Source organism: Rothia sp. HMSC067H10 (genome assembly GCF_001810635.1).
GTDB lineage: Bacteria > Actinomycetota > Actinomycetes > Actinomycetales > Micrococcaceae > Rothia > Rothia dentocariosa.
Genome location: NZ_KV802279.1, coordinates 221,130 through 239,147 on the forward strand (window position 1 = coordinate 221,130; position 18,018 = coordinate 239,147).

The following is an 18,018-nucleotide window of genomic DNA, read 5'->3' on the forward strand; positions in this document are numbered from 1 at the left end:
GTGCACTGAACTTTAACGAGATAGCACGCGGGGCTGCCGTGAAGGATTGATAGTGGACTTCACGGCAGCCCCGGTTTTTCTTAGGCGCAGATGATCTGGTGACGTCGGTTCCCGCGCGGACTGCGCCGATTTATTCGGGCAATTCGCGGGTTTATGATGCGGTAGTCTCTTGCCTAAACCGCAGCCGCCAGCTCTTCGGGGCTGCCGCCGTGTCGTAATGCCACAGGCTCGAACGATTGACACGCCCGCGTGCCGTCTGCACCGCCGCCATGATGAGCACATTATGATCATCGACAACCTGCACGCCCTGTTTGGCGGGACTGCCCTGCTGGGTGAAGGCACGCGCACGGTACGCGATGGTGTCGGCACGGCTGACGGATCGACCGGTTGCGGTCACCCATACCAGACGCTCGTGCAGCAGCGCAGAAATCTCGGGTTCGCTCATGCTCCCGCCGCGCATCTCAAGCTCACGTTCGGCGTGCACGGCATCTTCGGGGTTCGGGGCCGAATGATCCGATTGTGCAGGTGCCGATGCAGCGGTTCCCGTGGGGGCGGATGCAGGCTCTTCGGGCACGGCATTTTCCGTGACGCTTCCCTGAGAGTTGCTCTCCTGCTCGGCTTCCTCGAACCCTTCGCCTTCAAATTCTTCGTTCTCTTCGGCTTCTGATTCGGCGAGTTCCTGCTCAGCGAGCACTCGCTGCTGCACCTGCGCCTCGCGCTCTGCGGCACGTGCGGAGGCTTCAGCAAGTTTCGTTTTCCGCTCCTGCACCGCCTGCGGATCGGGGGCGGCAACGGCGGATGCGGGTTTGAGAATCCCGTTGAGTTTCAGGGAGTCGAACCCCTGGCGTGCGCGTTCCACCTCGGTTTCGGTGAAGTCTTCGAGGCTCAGGTGCGCATCCGCAGCAAGAGTATCGGGGGCTTGGGCGTGAGCATGGTTCGCGGTTTCAGGAGTTTGGGCGGCTTGAGCGCTCGGGGCGCTCTGTTCACCCGTTGTACGGGGCGAACCGGGAAATCCCGGGCCGGTTTCGGGTTCTCGCCCCTCTTTGAAGGCCTGTGCGGCTGCGTTCGCGCGGGAGTCTGCGGCCTCGTTCAGCTCGTGCCCAGCATGCCCTTTAACCCAGACCATCTCGTAGTCCCTGCCGGTGCTTGCGGCATCGAGCGCTTCGAGCAGGTCACGGTTCTGCACGGGTTTACCATCGGCCTTTTTCCAGCCGCGTTTCTTCCACCCGGGCATCCACTGGGTGAGGGAGTTAATCACGTACTGGCTGTCGCAGTAGATCAGAAGTTTGCTCTCGGCGCGATGGGCGGTCGCCTCAAACAGGTCGAGAACCGCCTTGATCTCGCCCATATTATTGGTACCGTGCTCCCAGCCCCCTGCTGCCCAGTGGTTCTCGTCAATGTACCATGCCCATCCGGCAGGCCCGGGATTACCAAGCGCGGAGCCGTCAGCCGCCGCAATAATCTGATTCTGCATGCTCTCGACTTTACCTTACACGCTCGTAAAGCGCAGAGTGTGGCGTCAGTTCATGAAGCTAGAGGTTTCGTCACGTCGCTCAGGTTCCAGGCGGCGGGCGGGTAGACTTAGGGTATGACCATCCACTCTATATCTTCCGGGGATGCGGATGTTTCACGCACGCACATCAGTGTATTTACCCTGCCCACCCGCACCTTTACCGGTGGGTTAAGGTTCACATGGCTTGACTATGTGGACGAGGAAGCTCGGCGCAAGGCGGCGTCGATACACAGCCCGTCGGCCTCGGTGAGTTACCTGGCGACTGAAGCCCTCATGCGGGCCTTGGCTGCGCCTCGGCTGGGCATTTCGGGGCGGGGCGCACGCACGATTACGGTGGATCGGTCATGTCGGCTCTGCACGAGCGGTAAACCGCACGGTAAGCCGCGCATTGCGGGCGTGAATTTCAATATGTCGCAGGTTCCCTCGCTGGCGGCGGGCGGTTTTTGTGCCCAGCAGCAGGTTGTTCTCGGTATCGATCTTGAGGCGGTTCAGGCCTCGCTTTTCCCGGGTTTCGCGCGGGTTGCGCTCACCGTCGATGAACGTGCCGCCTATGAGTCTCTGCCGCCAGGCCAGCAGCAGGCGGCGGGAGTTGCCATCTGGACCGCGAAGGAGGCGGTTCTCAAGGCAACCGGGCACGGGCTAAGCGTTTCACCGCAGACGGTACAGATCGAATGTGACGATGCGACTTTGGCGATGGTCAGCGCCCTGTGCGAACCGGCAAACCCGCTGGATGCGCCGGGCAGGCAGGATCGCCCCTGCGAGCATGAGCTTTCGGTAAGTCCGCGAGTGAGTGTGCGTGCCACGCTCACTCTGCCCGAAGACTCAGATACGTCAGCAGAGGAAACGTCGGCGGGCGGTGAGGATGCCGGTAAGCATCAGACCCCGAAAACCCGCGATATATCGGGCGAAAACGCCCGCGAGGGCGACGAGCGCTCGTTCTTTATCACCTGGTCGGTGCTGACTCTCAGCCCGGTAGCGCATCCAACGGCGGATACGGCGGGGCGGGCGGCGCATCCCGAACGGTTCCTGCTGGCGGTGGCAACCGAAGACACCGTTCCCGTGGTGGATGTGCACTCGGTCGCCACACCGCTGGATGTTAAGCGTCTGCTGGAACCGCCTGCGGCAGCGTATTAATGCCCAGCGCACGCCCGAAACTGCCCAGTTTCGTGCCGGTTTCAGTGTGTTCCAGCACCGGGTCTGACTCAGCCACAATGCCCGCGCCCGCGTAGAGGATGGCGGTTTGCGCATCAACCTCAGCACAGCGCAACACGAGCGCCCACTGACCGCTTCCGTCCGCGTTCATATAGCCGATGAGCCCGCCGAAATAGTCGCGGCTAAACGGCTCAAGTTCGGCGATCATACGCCGCGCGGCCTCGGTGGGGGCGCCGCAAATCGCGGGGGTCGGGTGAATGGCGCGCGCACCATCCAGGCAGGTCATGCCCTGTTTGAGCACGCCCGAGATGGGGGTGCCCAAATGCCACAGCTGCGGGGTCTGCAGAAGCGAAGGCGCCTCAGGAATAGCGAGCTGGCGGGTCATAGGTTCCAGCTGCGCCCGAATATCGGCGATAACGGTCGCATGCTCGCCACGATCCTTACGCGAAGCCATAAGCCGCTGCCCAAGAGCCTCATCCTCAGCGCTTCCATGCTCGGCGATGCGCGGCGCACTGCCCGCCAACGGGTGCGTTTTGAAGGCGCTGCCCTCCCCGGTGTCGGGTTCCGTACTGAAAATCAGTTCCGGCGATGCACCCATCAGATACGGATGTTCCAACCCGCGGTGGTCCTGCGGCAGCTTAACGCTAAAAACAAAGGTGTTGGGCTGCTGGGCGCGCAGATTGTTATATACCCCGGCAAGGTCGAGTGCGCCCGGCGCATAATCAGCGCGCAACAGACGGGAGAGCACAACCTTATCTAGCTGATGCGCCTTCATACGCTCAACGGCGGTCGCCACCGCCTGCCGGTATCCGGGGTTTTCGCGGCCCTCAATCTGCGTTGGTTCGGCGAGCGTAACCTCGTGCTCGGGCACCGGAATGTCGTCGATCTGCAGGCGTTCGGGCACAAAGAGATGCGCGGGGGCGTTCGGGTCGAAAGGAATTAGACCGACCACGGCGGTACCGGCGGATTCGGCGGCGGCGCGCGCATCCTCAAGGGTGACCTGGCGCAGGGAACCGGCGGTGCGCATCACGCGGGTGCCGGTGGCAAACATAAAATCAGGCAGATTATTGCTCACTGATAACGCCTTTCGGGTCTGCTAGAAGGTTGCGCCGCCATCGGCAACAATATTTTGCATAGTGATATGCCGTGAGGCATCGCTGACGAGGAAGGCACTCACCGCCGCAATATCGGCGGGGTCGGCGATGCGCCCGAGCGGAATTCCCAGGCGGAAGGTTTCGGGGCTGCCCGCCACGGGTAGGGCGCTGAGGTCTTCGCCGTTCCAGGCGTCGGTCACCATGGGGGTGCGGGTGGTGCCGGGGCAGACCGTGTTCACGCGAATGCCGTGGCGTGCTAGCTGCAGCCCAAAGCTTGACGATACGCGCACCGCCGAAGCTTTCGAGGCTCCGTAAGCACCAAACTCGGCGCGGGGCACGCGGGCGGCGTTGGAGGCGACCGTCACCAGCGAACGCGTATTCTCGGGCGATGTTTGCACCTGCTCAATCATAACGCGCGCGAACTCACGCAGGCACAGGAAAACGCCGTCAGCATTGACCGCATGCAGCCGTTTCCAGTCTTCAAAAGAGGTTTCTAAGAGCGGTTTGCTGTGCACGATTCCCGCCGCCAAGACGGCGCCTTGAATAGGCTCACCCACCTCAGCGGCAGCACGTGCGAGCGCCCGCACCGATTCTTCGTCGCTCACGTTGACGGAGCGGTAGCGGAAGATGGCGTCGCCGTAGGTGGCGAATGATTCGTGCGGTTTTTCCGCCAGATCGGCGGCATACACCGAATAGTTATTCTTGATGAGTTCATGCACTGTTGCCGCGCCGATTCCACCGTTTGCGCCGGTCACAATAACCCAGCTCATGCGCGCACCTTTCGGAGTTCCGGTTCGTCTGCCGTGATGAGGGCACCGGCGTTGATGTTCTCCAGCACCTTGGTGGTGTTGAGCACGCGGGCGCATCGTCCCGAGGCGTATTCGCAGGCCATGCGGTGCTCTTCTGCGGTGAAGTCGGCGAGCGCATCCGCCACCATGAAGGGCTGAATATCGCGCATGAACGCTTCAAGGGCGGTGGTCAGGCAGCCGATATGTGCGTATATGCCGCCGATGATGAGCTGATCGCGCCCGAGGTCTTTGAGCTGCTCTTCGAGTGGGGAACGCACGAAGGCGGAGTAGCGCCATTTGGTAAGCACGGTATCGGATTCGGTGGGGGCGAGTTCGTCGAGGATCCGGGCGTTTTCGTCGTCCTGCAGGCCGTCGCCCCAGAAGTCTGTCAGCAGGCGCCTGTCGGCGGGATTCTGGCGGGGTGGTTGGGCGGTGTAGTAGACCGGGATGTTCACCGCGTGTGCCGCATCCAGCAGACGGCGAATATTGGCAATAGCAATGTTGATTTGGGCGTCTGGGAGGGGTTGTCCGTCGCGTTCCAGCTCAAAGGCGCGCACGAAATAGCGCTGCATATCGTGCACGAGAAGCGCGGCACGCGCGGGATCGACCCGCCAGTTTACACGGTTTTGATGCTCCTGTTCGCGGTACGAATAGGGGGCAATCTTGGGTAGCGCCATATGATCTCCTCCTGCCATTGAGTTACAACAGCTTAGGGGGTTCTTAATAGAACGTTTGTCTGTCTGCAAGTACTATATTAGGTCATCCTTAGCTAACAGATATAGACACCCCGTAACTAAACGAGCTTCCCAACCCGCCGCCGCATCATGGACAGCATGGGTTGGGAAGCTCGCAGGCACCCCAAAGTTTCCTGTTATTTCAAAGGTAAAGTTTAATTCACAGGCACCGCATTCGCCAAAACCTCATTCAGGCCTTCGGTAATCGAAGGGTGGGTGTAAATTTCATCACGTAGCTGTGATGCCGTAATATTGTGGCGCATTGCCAACGCCACGAGGTTGATAACCTCCATAGACTCGACCACCAGCAGCTGAGCGCCAAGAATCTGGTCAGTCTCGGCATCAATCACGAACTTCATAATGCCGCGCGGGTTTCCCAGGGTCTTCGCACGCGGCATGGCGGCGATAGCGGCAACAGGCTTGGCGGCAACCTTGATGGTGTGACCGGCGGCGAGCGCATCACGCTCAGTCAGGCCGACGGACGAGAGCGGCGGGTTCATGTAGATGGTTGCGGCAACCGCCTGGCGATCCTTCGTGGAGCGGGAGCCATCGCCAAGCAGCTGCGAGAGCACCACGCGGTAGTCATCCAGCGAAATGTAGGTGAACTGCGGGCCGCCGTTGACGTCGCCGAGCGCAAAAATATTCGGTGCCGTGGTGCGCAGGTGCTCGTCTACAGCGATCGCGCCGTGCTCGGTGGTTTCGATGCTTGTGTTCTCAAGCCCCAGCCCCTCGGTGGCGGGTTTACGCCCGGTTGCGACCATCACGTAATCCACCTCAAGGTGCTTGGATGCGCCCTCGGAGTCCAGGTAGTTCACGGTCACGGAGTCGGCGTTATCGGTAACGGTCTCTACGCGAACGCCCGCGTGAGCGGTAATGCCTTGGTCGGCGATAATCTCGCGTGCCGCCTGGGCGACGTCGTCATCGTAACGCCCGAAAAGCGCGGGAGCGCCTTCAAGCAGGGTTACTTCGGTGCCGTAGGAGGAGAAAATACCGGCGAACTCGACACCAATAGGACCGCCGCCGATAATGCCCAGGCGCTTCGGGCGCGGGATGAGCTTCTGCAGCTCGGTGGAGGTGAGCACGCGCTTCGATTCGCGGGCGCCCGGGATGGGCGGGATAGTCGCCACGGCACCGGTGTTGATGATAAAGCAGTCGGCGGTGACGACCAGTTTGTCCTCGCCCGCGGTGACCTCGACCTCGGTGTCTGAGAGGAAACGTGCGTGACCGTCAATGAGTTTGGCGGTGGCGTTCGATTCGAGGATTTCGCGGTTCTTCGCCCGCATGGCACCGGTGAGTTTGTCACGGAAAATCACGGCGCTCTCGTAGGCGGCGTTCGCAGCGTCGGCATTGTGTTCGCCGCTGGCACGGAATTCGTCAGCCCGGTGCACAAGCGCCTTGGTGGGCACGCACCCGATATTGATGCAGGTGCCGCCGTACATGTTTGAGGACTGCTCGATCAGGGCAACGTTCTTGCCGGTTTTCGCGTAGGCGCCAGCAAGGGTTTTGCCGCCCTTGCCGAAGCCGATAACGACCATATCAAAGTGAAGGCGCGCGGTAGTCATAGTGTTCTCCCGGTGAAGTTTGAGGTGTTTATAATTCGTGTCTGGTGTTCCGGTGAACTTCAACGGGCAGCGTATGGCATTTATTCCTGGTTTTTGCAAGAAAACATGAAGTTTTTTGACGCTGCGCTGGCGGGGCCGTCTACCTTATCTTATGCAGCCTAAAAAAGAGCCTTTATTTGAATAAAGCGGGATTTCCAACGCTTTATTCACATAAAGGCTCTTTTTACACCCAGCAGCGGGGGTGCAAGCTACCGCGACACCACGCTTACGCGCTCGCGCTGATGCTCCTCCGACTCAATAAGGTCAAGCACGGCGACCGCAAAATCCGCATAGCTGATTTCGCTCTGCCCGGCGGCATTCATCGTCAGCACATCGCCTGCCAGCTGGTATTCGCCCGTGCGCTCACCCTCAGGGTTAAACACCAGGGCCGGGCTCAGATACGTCCAGGCAACATCCTCACGGATGCGCAGCGCATCATACGCCTGTGCCATCGCGGTTGCCAGCGGTTTGAATTCTTCGGGCATAGCGGGCGAGTCTACAAGCCGCTGATCCGTGGTCGAGTCGGGGTAGAGGCTACCGGCGCTGCCGATAACGAGCAGACGGGTTTGGGTGCCGCTGAGCGCATCCGCAAGATGAACTAAATGACCCTTATGCTGATGCAAATTTTCAGGAGTCCATGCGCCAAATGCGTCTACCACCGCATCGAACCCCGACAGGTCGTTGCGCGTGAGCGCGAAAACGTCCTTGATGAGCGTGTGCTGCGCCGGGGTGGGGTACTCAGAACGCATGATAGCGGTAACTTCATGCCCGCGTTCGACGGCTTCGCGCACGACGAGAGTACCGGATTTACCGTTTGCACCGATGACTGCGATTTTCATGTTTCCTCCGCGATAAACGTTGTATTCTTAGGACGTATTCAACGCTACCGACGCGATAAACACCTGTGAAGACGGCACTTTAACGTGCCCCAGTTACCCCAAGGAAACCATTGTGACGGACCAGTACCTTTACCAAAATGCCGAATTGCCGCAGTGCCCCGTCGAAACCACTCTGGAGGTTATTTCAACGCGCTGGGGCGCTCTGATTGTGCGTGATCTGCTCAACGGGCCCCTGCGGTATAAGGAGCTTCAGCGCTCGCTTGGCGATATTTCGCAGAAGGTGCTCACCGAAAATCTACGCCAGCTTGAGGCTCGCGGAATCCTCACCCGCACCGTCTACGAGCAGGTGCCGCCACGCGTGGAGTATAAGCTGACCGAGCTGGGGCAGAGCATGCGCACCCTGTTCGATGCGCTGTGGGCGTGGGGCGAGCACTACCAGGAGGCCGTCGCGCAGAGCTAGTTGTGAAAGAACGGCGGCGACGGTGAGCGTTATTGCGCCGGTTGGCCTTGGTGTGCCTCAAAATAGACAAGGGCAGTACTGGCTGTTACGCTACCTCAAGCGGTTGGATTGCCGCTATCTGCTCGCCCTTGAGGTCTTCCACCATATCGAGCTCATACGTGGCTTGCAGGTTCAGCCAAAACTGCGGTGTTGTGCCAAAGTATCGGGCAAGGCGCGCAGCTGTATCGGCTGTGATTCCTCGTTTGCCGTGCACGATCTCATTGATGCGCCGGGGCGGCACGCCGATTGCCACCGCCACCTTATTCTGGGTAATCCCAAACCCTTCAATGAAGTCTTCCAGCAGGACTTCTCCGGGGTGAATTGGTGCAATTTTGTCAGTGATAGTCAACGATCTCTACCTCCTCAGGTCCTGAATCGGTCCACCTAAAACATATTCTCCACTGATTATATTGTCTGCATATGACGTGTGGGGCGGCGCGGTAACTGGCAGAAGTGCATCCCATCCTGCGGGGTTGCTTTGCGTTTCGCAGTTTAAATAGCCTCAAAATAGATGTGCCTCTGCCCCTTTGAAATCTAGACTGGTGGTAGACGTTTTTACCCTCGCATGAAGGAGCCGCTATGGATGCCCGCGATGTTCTGCGCGAAGCCGCAAGCCGACCCGCAACTGAGGCAAAAGCCCTTGTAGACACCCTGCCCGCAGGGGCATTGAACGCGCACGCGGGTGGGCATACGAATTCGATCGCCTGGCTGCTGTGGCACGCGGGGCGGCAGATGGATGCGCAGCTCGCGCAGCTTAACGGCGAGTCGCAAGTGTGGCATAGTCAGGGGTTCGATTCCCGCTTCAACTTGGGCGAACTGGGCGACACAGTGGGCTACGGGCATACCGCAGAGCAGGCGCGCGCCGTCGTGGTGGTGGAGGATGCCGCGCTGCTAGCCGAATATTTGGGTGCGACCACCGCAGCGTTGAGCGAGTATATCGCGGGTTTGAGCGAGGCTGATTTGGATGACGTGATTGATACGTCGTGGACTCCGCATGTGACGCGCGGGGTGCGGCTGGTGAGTATGATCGACGATGCCGCCCAGCACGTGGGGCAGGCGGCGTATGCGGCGGGTATTCTCGCGGGCGGGGCTGCCAGCTCGGACAAGGAGGGGTAGTGGCTGTTGGTACGAGCGGAACCGAGATATCTTCTATTAATAAAAAAGATTTTCCGAAGAAAGGTAATAAAATATTGAAAATTATTGATATCCTTCATGAGTTTTATGGTGATTTTGATTTCATTAAAGAAAAATGGAATGAGGACTATGAAGGTCTCCTTATTAAGACAAAGGAAGAGCAAAAATATAAAAGGTGTCGTTTAGCAAAGAGGACGCCCAAAAAAGAAGGCTACTTTACAGTCTTTTGGAAAAAAGACCAAAATAATAATAATGTTCCTTATACCAATGAAGACTTGGGTGATGAACTTGTTATTGTCGTAATCGACAGCTACAATAGTGGGCTATTTATTATTCCGAAAGAGGTGGCAGTTAATAAAAGGATTCTCTCTACAAGAGATAGTAAAGGGAAAATGGCAATGCGTTTTTATCCACCTTGGTGTACAAATTTAAATAAAACAGCTCAGTCAACGCAAAAATGGCAGTTAGAATACTTTCGGAGTTATAAAATTGGGAATTAAGTATATTTGAAATAAATATTGGCAGAGGGCAGTGATATTAAAAGTTAGAGAGTATTACAGGTGCGGCCAGTTCGAGACGGGTAGCGTAGTGACAGTCAGTACGGGCGGAGCCGATTGGCGTGATAGGGCAACCGCCGAGCAGGTCGCGGCGGTTGAGTGTGTGTACCGTAACCATCGGAGCCTGCCGTATATTTCGCCGGAATGTAACCTGGCGGCGTGGCTTGAGGAGGTCGGGGTGTCGTCGTCGAAGCTGGTTCCGAAATGGGTGCTTGAGGTGCTTGACGAGGTTGAACTTTCCGGCGGGCGATATTATTCTGCTGTGGCGCGTGGGTTTCGATACGTTCACCACGCAGAGCTGGTTCCCGAAATATTTTGAGTACACCTACGGGATTTATGCGGCGTTCGACCTGCGGATGCTCGTTGAGGCCGGGTTCGTGGAGGTGGAGTCTGCCGCGGATTCTCTGGATTTGGTGACCGCCCCGGCGCTACGTAAAGCCCTGAAGGATGCGGGCGTGAGCGGGTTGAGCGGCGTGAAAAAGGCTGATTTGATGGGTTTAGCTCGGGAACACCTCTCCCCTGCCCAACTTGAGGATGTGGTTCCCGTGCGATCCTACAAACTCACCACCGCAGGGCGTGCACTCCTTGACGCCCACCCCGATGTAGTGGCTAGGTATCCGAAGAAGGGCTAAGGTTCTTTCCTTTCGGGATCATCTGGAATAGATTCTGAACTGGCTAAATCAGTAGGTCCTTCTGATTCAGATTTAGTAAATTCAGGATTATTATTCTCCCCTATATTTAACCCATAATTCCAAGTTCCCCAATCGAAGTGTTTCTTTTTGATTCTATTCTCCCATTCTTTATATACCTTCATACCTTTAAAGTGTGCACGCTGATCTTCCTCATCAGGAGTCTCCAGAAGAGGTATTTTATCATCCTTTAAATATATATCTTTTAATGCATGGTAAGCATTTCGAAAAATAATATTGTTTTCATAAAACTGAGGATCATCTTTCTTAATATAAACCTTCCAGATTAAATAAAATGGTAGGAGTAAAATACATAAAGGAATTATCATAAATATTAAAATTATAATAATATTAAAAATAGAAATTATCCACCCTCGAAAGATCTCCTCTCTTAAATTCATAAAGCCAATGACAATACAAGCAATGAGACATACAGAAACACCTGCGAAAAAAATAGTAATCACAGACATAATGACATCTATTTTATCCTTAAAAATTTTCCATGACTGTTTGGGATAAGTACCATCTCCATCACCAGGTTTAATTTGCAAGAGTGCTTGTCTAATTTCTGGGGAAGATATACCTAGATTCATTATACGATTTTCCAGAGTAGCCCATTTCAGAACATCATTATAAGTGGTAGATATGATCCCTAAATCCAATCCATTCTTTAGGCTTTCAGGATATTTCTCCAAATCCTTCACAATTGTCGACCACTTTTCAAGACGTAGCAGCTCTGGTGGAGTTGCATCTTTAGTATTTTCCAAAGTTTCACGGTTAATTTTTACAGCACTTCTATTACCCCACCACGACATAAATGCCACAATGAGCGGCACTCCAACACTAATCAGAACATCTCTCCAAGGAAATTGATTTGATCCTTTAATTATTATTATATCAAACATGATAACTATCCCTTTCAATAATGTTAAATAAACTACAGAAAATATATTCATTTTTTAACCAAGACCACCTCCTCACCTTTCCACTCTAAGATCGAGAAGCTAAACCCCTTGGGAGAGTATATTCCTTTTATTTTTATTTCATTAGTATTCGATATATTGACAAATTTCCCTTTGGCAGCCCTTTTCATATCATGCACACTTAGATTCTTACTTGCAATAATTATCCTCATGCCGCCATCGAATTTACCTATATTAACTTCACCATCTCCTACGATTACAGTGTATTCATTCCCTTGATAGAAAAAGTCCCACTTCCCATTTAATGCAGAAAGCTCATACTCTCCTAAAATAATGCGCGAGAAAAATTCATTCTTAACATACGCATATATTATACAAGTAGTCATATAAATAAAAATTATAGATAATAAAATTAGAGAAATAGGATCCACATCAAAATCTGTATAAAAACTATATAACTCCTTTGCTTGAATACATATACCAATTATGGAAGAAATGGTAAAAACAAAAATAAGTATGCCTTTTAAAATAACCTTTATCGATCCTTCATCTGCCAAAGGGAATAATGGACTATTGGGGTTAAGAGTAATATATAATTTTCTTGAAAGTATTGAAATAAAATTTGGAAAATTCAAAGAGGATCTTTCCCTAATTTTATAGTAATGTAATATAGAAATTGATACTGTAGTATGTTTAGAAATAGATATTGATATAGCAAACACAATCCCAAATAAAAAACTTACCAAAAAGAATAATTCAAGGGTTCTATGGTTATTATCAGGAAGATAAATTAAATATGTCAAAGAAACAGTGAGTGAAAAAATAGACACAAAAATATTTGCCAAGACTAAGATGAAGGCGGGTACGTACGAACCAGGAGAGGTAGAAAATCTCCCTGGACTTAAAATATTTTCACTCAACGCTATTTGAGGATCTAATCTTAGTAAACATTTCCTATATTTTTTTACAGGGGTAGTGCTTATAACTTCTCCCTCCCATATAGCATTTCGTTCATATAATTCAAGAGTTCTAACAAAACTTTCTTCTCGACTTTTAGAAAATTTACCTTCTTTAATGTTTATAGGCATTTTATCTAAAACTTCTTTTCGCTTTTTTATAATATCTAACCACTTTTCGTATTTCAATAGTTCTGGCGGAGTAGCATCATGTGAGTTTTTATAAGATTTCCATGTAAGATATGCAGAAACTCCAGCAATTACTGCAGCAATAAATGCAGCTATAATTGGGGAAAAATTTTTAATAATTCCATTAATTATCTCATCCCAAAGAATCATAGCCCACTACTACTCCTCGCTACAGTCACATCTTTTTAATTGCAAAGATGGACGCTCATATTCCTTTTTACAGATACAATCAAAAAATCTTTAATCGTTAACAGCCCAGTCCTTAAAATTTGCTTATCCACCACCTATTGTTAAATTCCTATCAAAAATTGAATTTTTAGATGGAAATTTCCAAAAGTCTCGTCTGTAGTAATCCATGACATAAGGCCCACATCAAATGGGTGCAGATAACAGAGCTTAGTCGAACCATAAAAGCACTACTTACCCTTCGGAATTTGGATACTCATCATCTCCCACCGGTTCAAGCCATTCTGCCGTACCTGCCGTGATAACAAGGTGGGAGAACCACGAGTCTGCCGTAGCGCCATGCCAGTGCTTCACTCCGTCTTTGGCGACCGCCACATCCCCGGCATGGAGTTTGACGGGTGGCTGACCTTCTTCCTGGTACCAGCCCTCCCCCGCTGTCGCTAAGATGATCTGGAACCCGCCATTATGCTTGTGCCAGTTATTGCGAACGCCGGGCTCGAAACTCACATTCGCCACGGTGACAGGCACATCCGGATCATTCACCAGCGTATTCATGTAGCTGGTGCCGCTGAAATACTGGGCGAGTGCATCGTTCACACCGCCGAGCGGGAACATACCCTCGGTCACTTCGGTCTCGTATTGACTCATGGATTCCTCCGTTTGCCCTTGAAACATTGTTCAGGCATTAGATTACCCTTAACGTTTCCTTAAACCTAGGGTTTTCGGAGAGAAACACCCAAAAATTTTGTTTGTGGCGCTTTATGACGCGAAACCCACGCCGACATGCCAGCACGCCGCTACCGTACTACTGCCTCACCTCCGCCAGGTTGCAGACAACCCCGATACACCGCGAGCAGATAGCGATCTGTTACCTACTCGCGGAAGCCCTATCTGCTCGCGCGCCCTGTTTTGCCTCAGTCATCTTGAATCTACCAGGCAGACCCTCGGTTATCTCACCCCAAAACCCGCATGACCGTACCCCACCCACTAGCACTCTCACCCGTGATAGAATCCACAGTATTATGAGACGCACCACAGACCCTTCGCCTGAGCACCCTGAATCACCTGCGCCGCGCATTCCAACAAACACACCAGACTCGACCGCAAAACCCACATCAGCAACGCCGCTGAACGCACGCGGGCAGCTCACGCTCCTGACCGCGCAGGTTTCTGATGCTCTTGCGTCCAGTATCCAAGCTATCGCCATGCCCCTGCTCACCTACGGCGCCACCGGCGACCTCGCTCATTCCGCTATCGTCATGGTCGTCGAGGCAATCCCCGTCATCCTCTTCGCACCCTTCGCAGGCACCATCGCCGACAGATTCAACCGCAAAACCCTCACCGTCAGCTTCAGACTCGCCAGCGCCGCCCTACTCATCGCATCCCCAGCCCTCTACGCCGCCGCAGGACTGTCCGCCTTCCTCACCATCGCATTTCTCGTCTCAACCTTCGGCACCTTCTCATCCCCCGCAGCCTCCGCCGCCATGCCCTCCCTGCTCGGCGACGACTACCAAAAATACATGGCACGCCGCGGCAGCCTCATCTTCCTCGCCCAAACCCTCGGCCCCACCATCGCAGCCGCCGTCGCATCCTTCACCACCCCAGCCCTCGCCGTCGGATTCGCAGGCACCCTCAACCTGCTCGCCGCCCTCACCGTCGCTACCATACACAACTACGACCTCACCCACGCCGAACGCACCGCCACCGTGCAGGAACACCACACCGGCAGACTCCTACGCGAAGGCGCCGCCTACACCGCACACAACCCCATCGTGCGCGGCATGCTCACCTTCTGGTTCCTCTCCATCGCCGCCGTACCCATCACCACCCTGCCTATGCTCGAATACCTCACCCGCGACCTTGGGCACGACTACACCGCCTTCGGAATCGCAACTTCCGTCTACGCCGCCGGATGCGTGATCAGCTCCTGGCTTTCAGCCAAACTCGGCGTCGGTACAGGCGCCGGGCGGGTGCGTATGACCAAACGCGGGTGGATGTGCATCTCCGGACTCGGCTACGGCGCCGTTTGTCTGAGCATGGGACTGCACCCGGCACTGTGGGCGGTACTCGTACTCTGGTTCATCTGGGGCATGTTCTACGGACCCGAAGAAGTGCTCGGGCAGGTCCTCTTCGCAGACGCTATCGACGAACACATGCGCGGACGCGTCTACAGCTTCATGGGCGTGGTTTTCTCCCTAGCGGGCATGGTCGGGTACCTCATTACCGGATGGGCGGTACCAGCGTTCGGCGCGATCAACACCATTGTTACCGGAGGGGCACTCTTTATCATCGCCACCGTATTCACGTTCATTCTCGGCCCGACCGCACGAGCGATACGGACGCAGGAAACACGGAATGAGACAAAGAGGCGCGCGGGTGCATGACTTGCTCTGTATATCGCTTCTAGGTACCACCCACTGCCTCGCACCCACTACGCTGCGGGGATGCCCCGCTAATACTGCGAGTAGGCTTACTGTAGATGCTAGCAGTAGGGCGCCTACCGATATTTCAGTAGTGTGATAATCTCATAGTATTCTGATATACAAAATCTATAATCTATAAACATAGGTTAAAGTTTTAATCTATAACAACAATGAAGTATTTAGTAGTCTTATCAATCTTTCTTGTAAAGTCTAAACTCATCTTCTATAAATTTTTCAAGATCTTTACCATTAAGGTTATCATTATCATTCGGAACCGTTGCATTAGTCGTAATGTTAGGGGTAATCATAAAATCCGTATCCCCATTATTACTCATTTTTATTATTCGCAAAGAAGCAAAGGCTTGAACTTTCTTTGTATGACTATTGCCATCAATATCTACTATTTCAAATTCGAATGAAATTTGCACTGGATACTTATTTAGGTTAGATAAGAAGCGATAAAGATATTTAGGATCATGAAATGGATAATCACAATCCAGAAAGTTTTCTTTCCTATTAAATTCCTCATTATTATTAATAAGATAAATTAGTTTCTTAGTAGTTGCAAAACCAATTCTAACTGGCACTTCTACAAGTGCATCACTATTAGGTGATATATATGTATTAAACATATTAGAATCAATTTTTGTTAATTGAATACTAGAAGAATCCAGCCTTTCGAAATTTGCAGGTTTTTGTTTATGATAAAAATCAAATATAGAATTTGTGTGAGGTAGACGTACTCCAACCGACTGCATCATAGAATCCAAACTGGTAAAATCTTTACTAGATTGGCTAGTGGTGTTAATTTTGGTTAATTTTATATCAGTTATTGGGTAATTGCCGTCGACATGGACTAAAAATAATAAATTAGTTATACAGGCAGAATGATTAGTAAACATGGATATAGAAGGATGGTATCTTCGAGAAGAAACGGTCTCTAATATTGGAGCGATCGCAAAAATAAATATATTTTTTATTTTTTTAAAAATTTTAGGGTAGTCACCTGAATTATTAAGAAAATATTCTATTCCAATATAAATAATAGACAGAGCAGGTTTAATCTCGTCTTTTCTTGCAATTTCTCTCATTTTTCTTTCATGTCGTATAGTTAACACAACACCAAAAATAGTAACTACCGCTCCTAGCAACGAAGAGATAACTTGGCTATTGAGAATTTTAAAAAAATCATTCTCTAGTAGTTTAAAAATCCAACTCTCATTATTCTGATTCAATATTAAGCTACTATATTTCATCTCAAAATATCCTTTCCTAATAGCAGGTTAACCGCATTTTATCACAAAGATACAAAAACTGCAATCATTGTAGTTTATTCTCCATGAAAGCATGATTCAAACTAAAAATTAAATTTTATTTAGAATATTAGAGCATTAAAAAATTATCATTTTCTTACATTAGAAATATATACTATATTAAATCAAAAACCAATATTCTACTAATTTATACTCTCTTCCACGAAAGGTCTTTCTAGATTTTCACTGGTAGAGAAACATGCTAACCATTGCTTTGTCACTTCATTTCTTGAACTGTGGGGCTTACCATGAGCAGAATGTCTGCTTCTAATTCACCAGTGAAATTGATTTTACAAGCAACACCATAACCTCATAGTGGTTCGTATGTGGGAACATATCGAGCAAACGCGCGGCGACCGGCTTGTAGGAAGGCATACGCGCCAGGTCAGCGGCAAGGGTTTTCGCATTGCAGCTCGAATAAATCACATGCTCAATCCCGGAGTCCTCAACCCAGGCGCACAGCCTCTCACCAATACCTCGCCTGGGCGGGTTCACCACCAGCATCTCAGGGATTTCGCGGGCATTCACGGCGAACTCGGTTGCATCCCCTGCCGCAAATTTCACGCCCTCAAGGCCCTGCTCGGCAACGGTACGCTGGGCGCTGCGAATCGCCTCCGCGCTGATCTCGATCCCGGTGACCTCACCGTGCATCACCTGCGCCGCATGAAGGGCAAAACCGCCCACACCGCAATACAAATCCCAGAGCGTGCGCGGCTGCACCTGCCCCACCCAGTCGCAGCCCTGCGCATACATCGCCTGCGCAATCTGCGTGTTCGTCTGAAAGAAGCTCTGCGGTCGCAGGTGCAGGCTCATGCCGTTCACGCGCATCGGCAGGGTTTGCCGCTCGGTCAGAATAATCTCTTCATCGCCCTCAATCAGCGCCACATGCTCGCGCAGCAGATTCACCGACAGCACCGCCAACTTCGGCAGACGCTCCTGCAGCCACCCCAGCTGGCGGCGAATAGGCACCAGCAGCTTCTTCGAGCGGAGCACAAACCGCACCATCAGCTCACCCGTATCGGATGCGGTCACCAGAATATTCTTGAGCTCACCACGCCGGGCCGGAATGTCATACGGGGTCAAATCGGCACGCTGAATAAGCTCGTGCAGCACCGGAATAGCAAGCTCAATCGGCTCAATATAGAGCGGGCATTCGCTTAAATCGGTGGCGCGCCCCGAACGATAATCCACGATACCCAGGGACGGGTTCTGCGCCGAACCGCCCACCACCAGCTTCGCCTTATTCCGAAAATGCGCCTCGTCGCTGGCGACAGGTTCCAGCCAGGCCAGGTGAGGGTACGCCGCCAGAAGCCTGCGCGCATCGGCCTGTTTTGCCGCGAGCTGGGCGGGGTACGGGGTTTCGATGTTGGTGCAGGAGCGGCAAAGACTCTCACGGTAATAGGCGCATTCCATAGCCCCACCATTCTA

The 18,018-nt window shown here is 52.6% G+C and carries 19 protein-coding genes; 7 read left to right on the forward strand and 12 right to left on the reverse strand.

All coding sequences use genetic code 11. The features are described from left to right. Nucleotides 1–151: 151 nt before the first annotated feature. Nucleotides 152–1,474, reverse strand: a complete 1,323-nt coding sequence (locus tag HMPREF2756_RS01705) for a ribonuclease H family protein (RefSeq protein WP_070617558.1) — start codon at nt 1,472–1,474, stop codon at nt 152–154. 114 nt (nt 1,475–1,588) lie between these two features. Here HMPREF2756_RS01705 and HMPREF2756_RS01710 point away from each other — a divergent pair, with 114 nt between their 5' ends. Next, nucleotides 1,589–2,647: a 4'-phosphopantetheinyl transferase family protein gene (locus HMPREF2756_RS01710; protein ID WP_070617561.1), complete on the forward strand. Its 1,059-nt coding sequence runs from the start codon at nt 1,589–1,591 to the stop codon at nt 2,645–2,647. On the opposite strand, the gene HMPREF2756_RS01715 is transcribed toward HMPREF2756_RS01710, so the two are convergent. The 5 genes from HMPREF2756_RS01715 to HMPREF2756_RS01735 all read right to left on the reverse strand — a co-directional run bounded on the left by HMPREF2756_RS01715 (nt 2,610) and on the right by HMPREF2756_RS01735 (nt 7,721). Then, nucleotides 2,610–3,740, reverse strand: a complete 1,131-nt coding sequence (locus tag HMPREF2756_RS01715; RefSeq protein ID WP_070617564.1) for an isochorismate synthase — start codon at nt 3,738–3,740, stop codon at nt 2,610–2,612. The two genes, HMPREF2756_RS01710 and HMPREF2756_RS01715, sit on opposite strands and share 38 nt — an antisense overlap. A gap of 21 nt (nt 3,741–3,761) precedes the next feature. Continuing rightward, nucleotides 3,762–4,529, reverse strand: a complete 768-nt coding sequence (locus HMPREF2756_RS01720; protein ID WP_070617567.1) for an SDR family oxidoreductase — start codon at nt 4,527–4,529, stop codon at nt 3,762–3,764. Continuing rightward, nucleotides 4,526–5,224 (reverse strand): isochorismatase family protein, encoded by a 699-nt coding sequence (locus HMPREF2756_RS01725; protein WP_070617570.1) that lies wholly within the window; start codon nt 5,222–5,224, stop codon nt 4,526–4,528. The genes HMPREF2756_RS01720 and HMPREF2756_RS01725 overlap by 4 nt, the downstream gene beginning before the upstream one ends. A gap of 212 nt (nt 5,225–5,436) precedes the next feature. Further along, on the reverse strand, nt 5,437–6,843 hold the full coding sequence (locus HMPREF2756_RS01730; RefSeq protein ID WP_070617573.1) for an FAD-dependent oxidoreductase: 1,407 nt from the start codon (nt 6,841–6,843) through the stop codon (nt 5,437–5,439). A 248-nt stretch (nt 6,844–7,091) separates the two neighbouring features. Continuing rightward, nucleotides 7,092–7,721, reverse strand: coding sequence for an NAD(P)-dependent oxidoreductase (locus HMPREF2756_RS01735; protein WP_070617576.1), 630 nt, complete (start codon nt 7,719–7,721; stop codon nt 7,092–7,094). A gap of 112 nt (nt 7,722–7,833) precedes the next feature. Here HMPREF2756_RS01735 and HMPREF2756_RS01740 point away from each other — a divergent pair, with 112 nt between their 5' ends. Further along, nucleotides 7,834–8,181: a winged helix-turn-helix transcriptional regulator gene (locus HMPREF2756_RS01740; protein WP_006887022.1), complete on the forward strand. Its 348-nt coding sequence runs from the start codon at nt 7,834–7,836 to the stop codon at nt 8,179–8,181. A gap of 85 nt (nt 8,182–8,266) precedes the next feature. On the opposite strand, the gene HMPREF2756_RS01745 is transcribed toward HMPREF2756_RS01740, so the two are convergent. Then, a complete protein-coding gene (locus HMPREF2756_RS01745; RefSeq protein ID WP_070617579.1) occupies nt 8,267–8,569 on the reverse strand; it encodes a HigA family addiction module antitoxin in 303 nt (100 codons plus the stop codon). Nucleotides 8,570–8,799: 230 nt separating this feature from the next. Here HMPREF2756_RS01745 and HMPREF2756_RS01750 point away from each other — a divergent pair, with 230 nt between their 5' ends. The 4 genes from HMPREF2756_RS01750 (at nt 8,800) to HMPREF2756_RS01760 (ending at nt 10,543) form a co-directional block, all read left to right on the forward strand. After that, nucleotides 8,800–9,336, forward strand: coding sequence for a mycothiol transferase (locus tag HMPREF2756_RS01750; RefSeq protein WP_070617582.1), 537 nt, complete (start codon nt 8,800–8,802; stop codon nt 9,334–9,336). Continuing rightward, nucleotides 9,336–9,854, forward strand: a complete 519-nt coding sequence (locus HMPREF2756_RS01755; RefSeq protein WP_013397845.1) for a MepB family protein — start codon at nt 9,336–9,338, stop codon at nt 9,852–9,854. The genes HMPREF2756_RS01750 and HMPREF2756_RS01755 overlap by 1 nt, the downstream gene beginning before the upstream one ends. Before the next feature lie 88 nt (nt 9,855–9,942). Beyond that, nucleotides 9,943–10,230: a hypothetical protein gene (locus tag HMPREF2756_RS11110; RefSeq protein ID WP_141747800.1), complete on the forward strand. Its 288-nt coding sequence runs from the start codon at nt 9,943–9,945 to the stop codon at nt 10,228–10,230. Further along, nucleotides 10,142–10,543 (forward strand): hypothetical protein, encoded by a 402-nt coding sequence (locus HMPREF2756_RS01760; RefSeq protein ID WP_083301644.1) that lies wholly within the window; start codon nt 10,142–10,144, stop codon nt 10,541–10,543. The genes HMPREF2756_RS11110 and HMPREF2756_RS01760 overlap by 89 nt, the downstream gene beginning before the upstream one ends. On the opposite strand, the gene HMPREF2756_RS01765 is transcribed toward HMPREF2756_RS01760, so the two are convergent. The 3 genes from HMPREF2756_RS01765 to HMPREF2756_RS01775 all read right to left on the reverse strand — a co-directional run bounded on the left by HMPREF2756_RS01765 (nt 10,540) and on the right by HMPREF2756_RS01775 (nt 13,502). Further along, on the reverse strand, nt 10,540–11,505 hold the full coding sequence (locus HMPREF2756_RS01765; protein ID WP_141747801.1) for a hypothetical protein: 966 nt from the start codon (nt 11,503–11,505) through the stop codon (nt 10,540–10,542). The two genes, HMPREF2756_RS01760 and HMPREF2756_RS01765, sit on opposite strands and share 4 nt — an antisense overlap. A gap of 47 nt (nt 11,506–11,552) precedes the next feature. After that, nucleotides 11,553–12,818, reverse strand: a complete 1,266-nt coding sequence (locus tag HMPREF2756_RS01770; protein WP_070617589.1) for a hypothetical protein — start codon at nt 12,816–12,818, stop codon at nt 11,553–11,555. A 270-nt stretch (nt 12,819–13,088) separates the two neighbouring features. Continuing rightward, nucleotides 13,089–13,502 (reverse strand): cupin domain-containing protein, encoded by a 414-nt coding sequence (locus HMPREF2756_RS01775; protein WP_070617812.1) that lies wholly within the window; start codon nt 13,500–13,502, stop codon nt 13,089–13,091. 374 nt (nt 13,503–13,876) lie between these two features. Here HMPREF2756_RS01775 and HMPREF2756_RS01780 point away from each other — a divergent pair, with 374 nt between their 5' ends. Continuing rightward, the gene (locus tag HMPREF2756_RS01780) at nt 13,877–15,238 is read left to right on the forward strand and encodes an MFS transporter (RefSeq protein WP_246825795.1); all 1,362 of its coding nucleotides are present in this window, start codon (nt 13,877–13,879) and stop codon (nt 15,236–15,238) included. Between the two features lie 230 nt (nt 15,239–15,468). On the opposite strand, the gene HMPREF2756_RS01785 is transcribed toward HMPREF2756_RS01780, so the two are convergent. Together HMPREF2756_RS01785 and rlmC are read right to left on the reverse strand one after the other, a co-directional pair. Then, the gene (locus tag HMPREF2756_RS01785; RefSeq protein ID WP_070617592.1) at nt 15,469–16,533 is read right to left on the reverse strand and encodes a hypothetical protein; all 1,065 of its coding nucleotides are present in this window, start codon (nt 16,531–16,533) and stop codon (nt 15,469–15,471) included. Nucleotides 16,534–16,857: 324 nt separating this feature from the next. Next, complete coding sequence (gene rlmC / locus HMPREF2756_RS01790; RefSeq protein WP_070617596.1) at nt 16,858–18,003, reverse strand: 23S rRNA (uracil(747)-C(5))-methyltransferase RlmC; 1,146 nt, start codon at nt 18,001–18,003, stop codon at nt 16,858–16,860. Nucleotides 18,004–18,018: the final 15 nt, after the last annotated feature.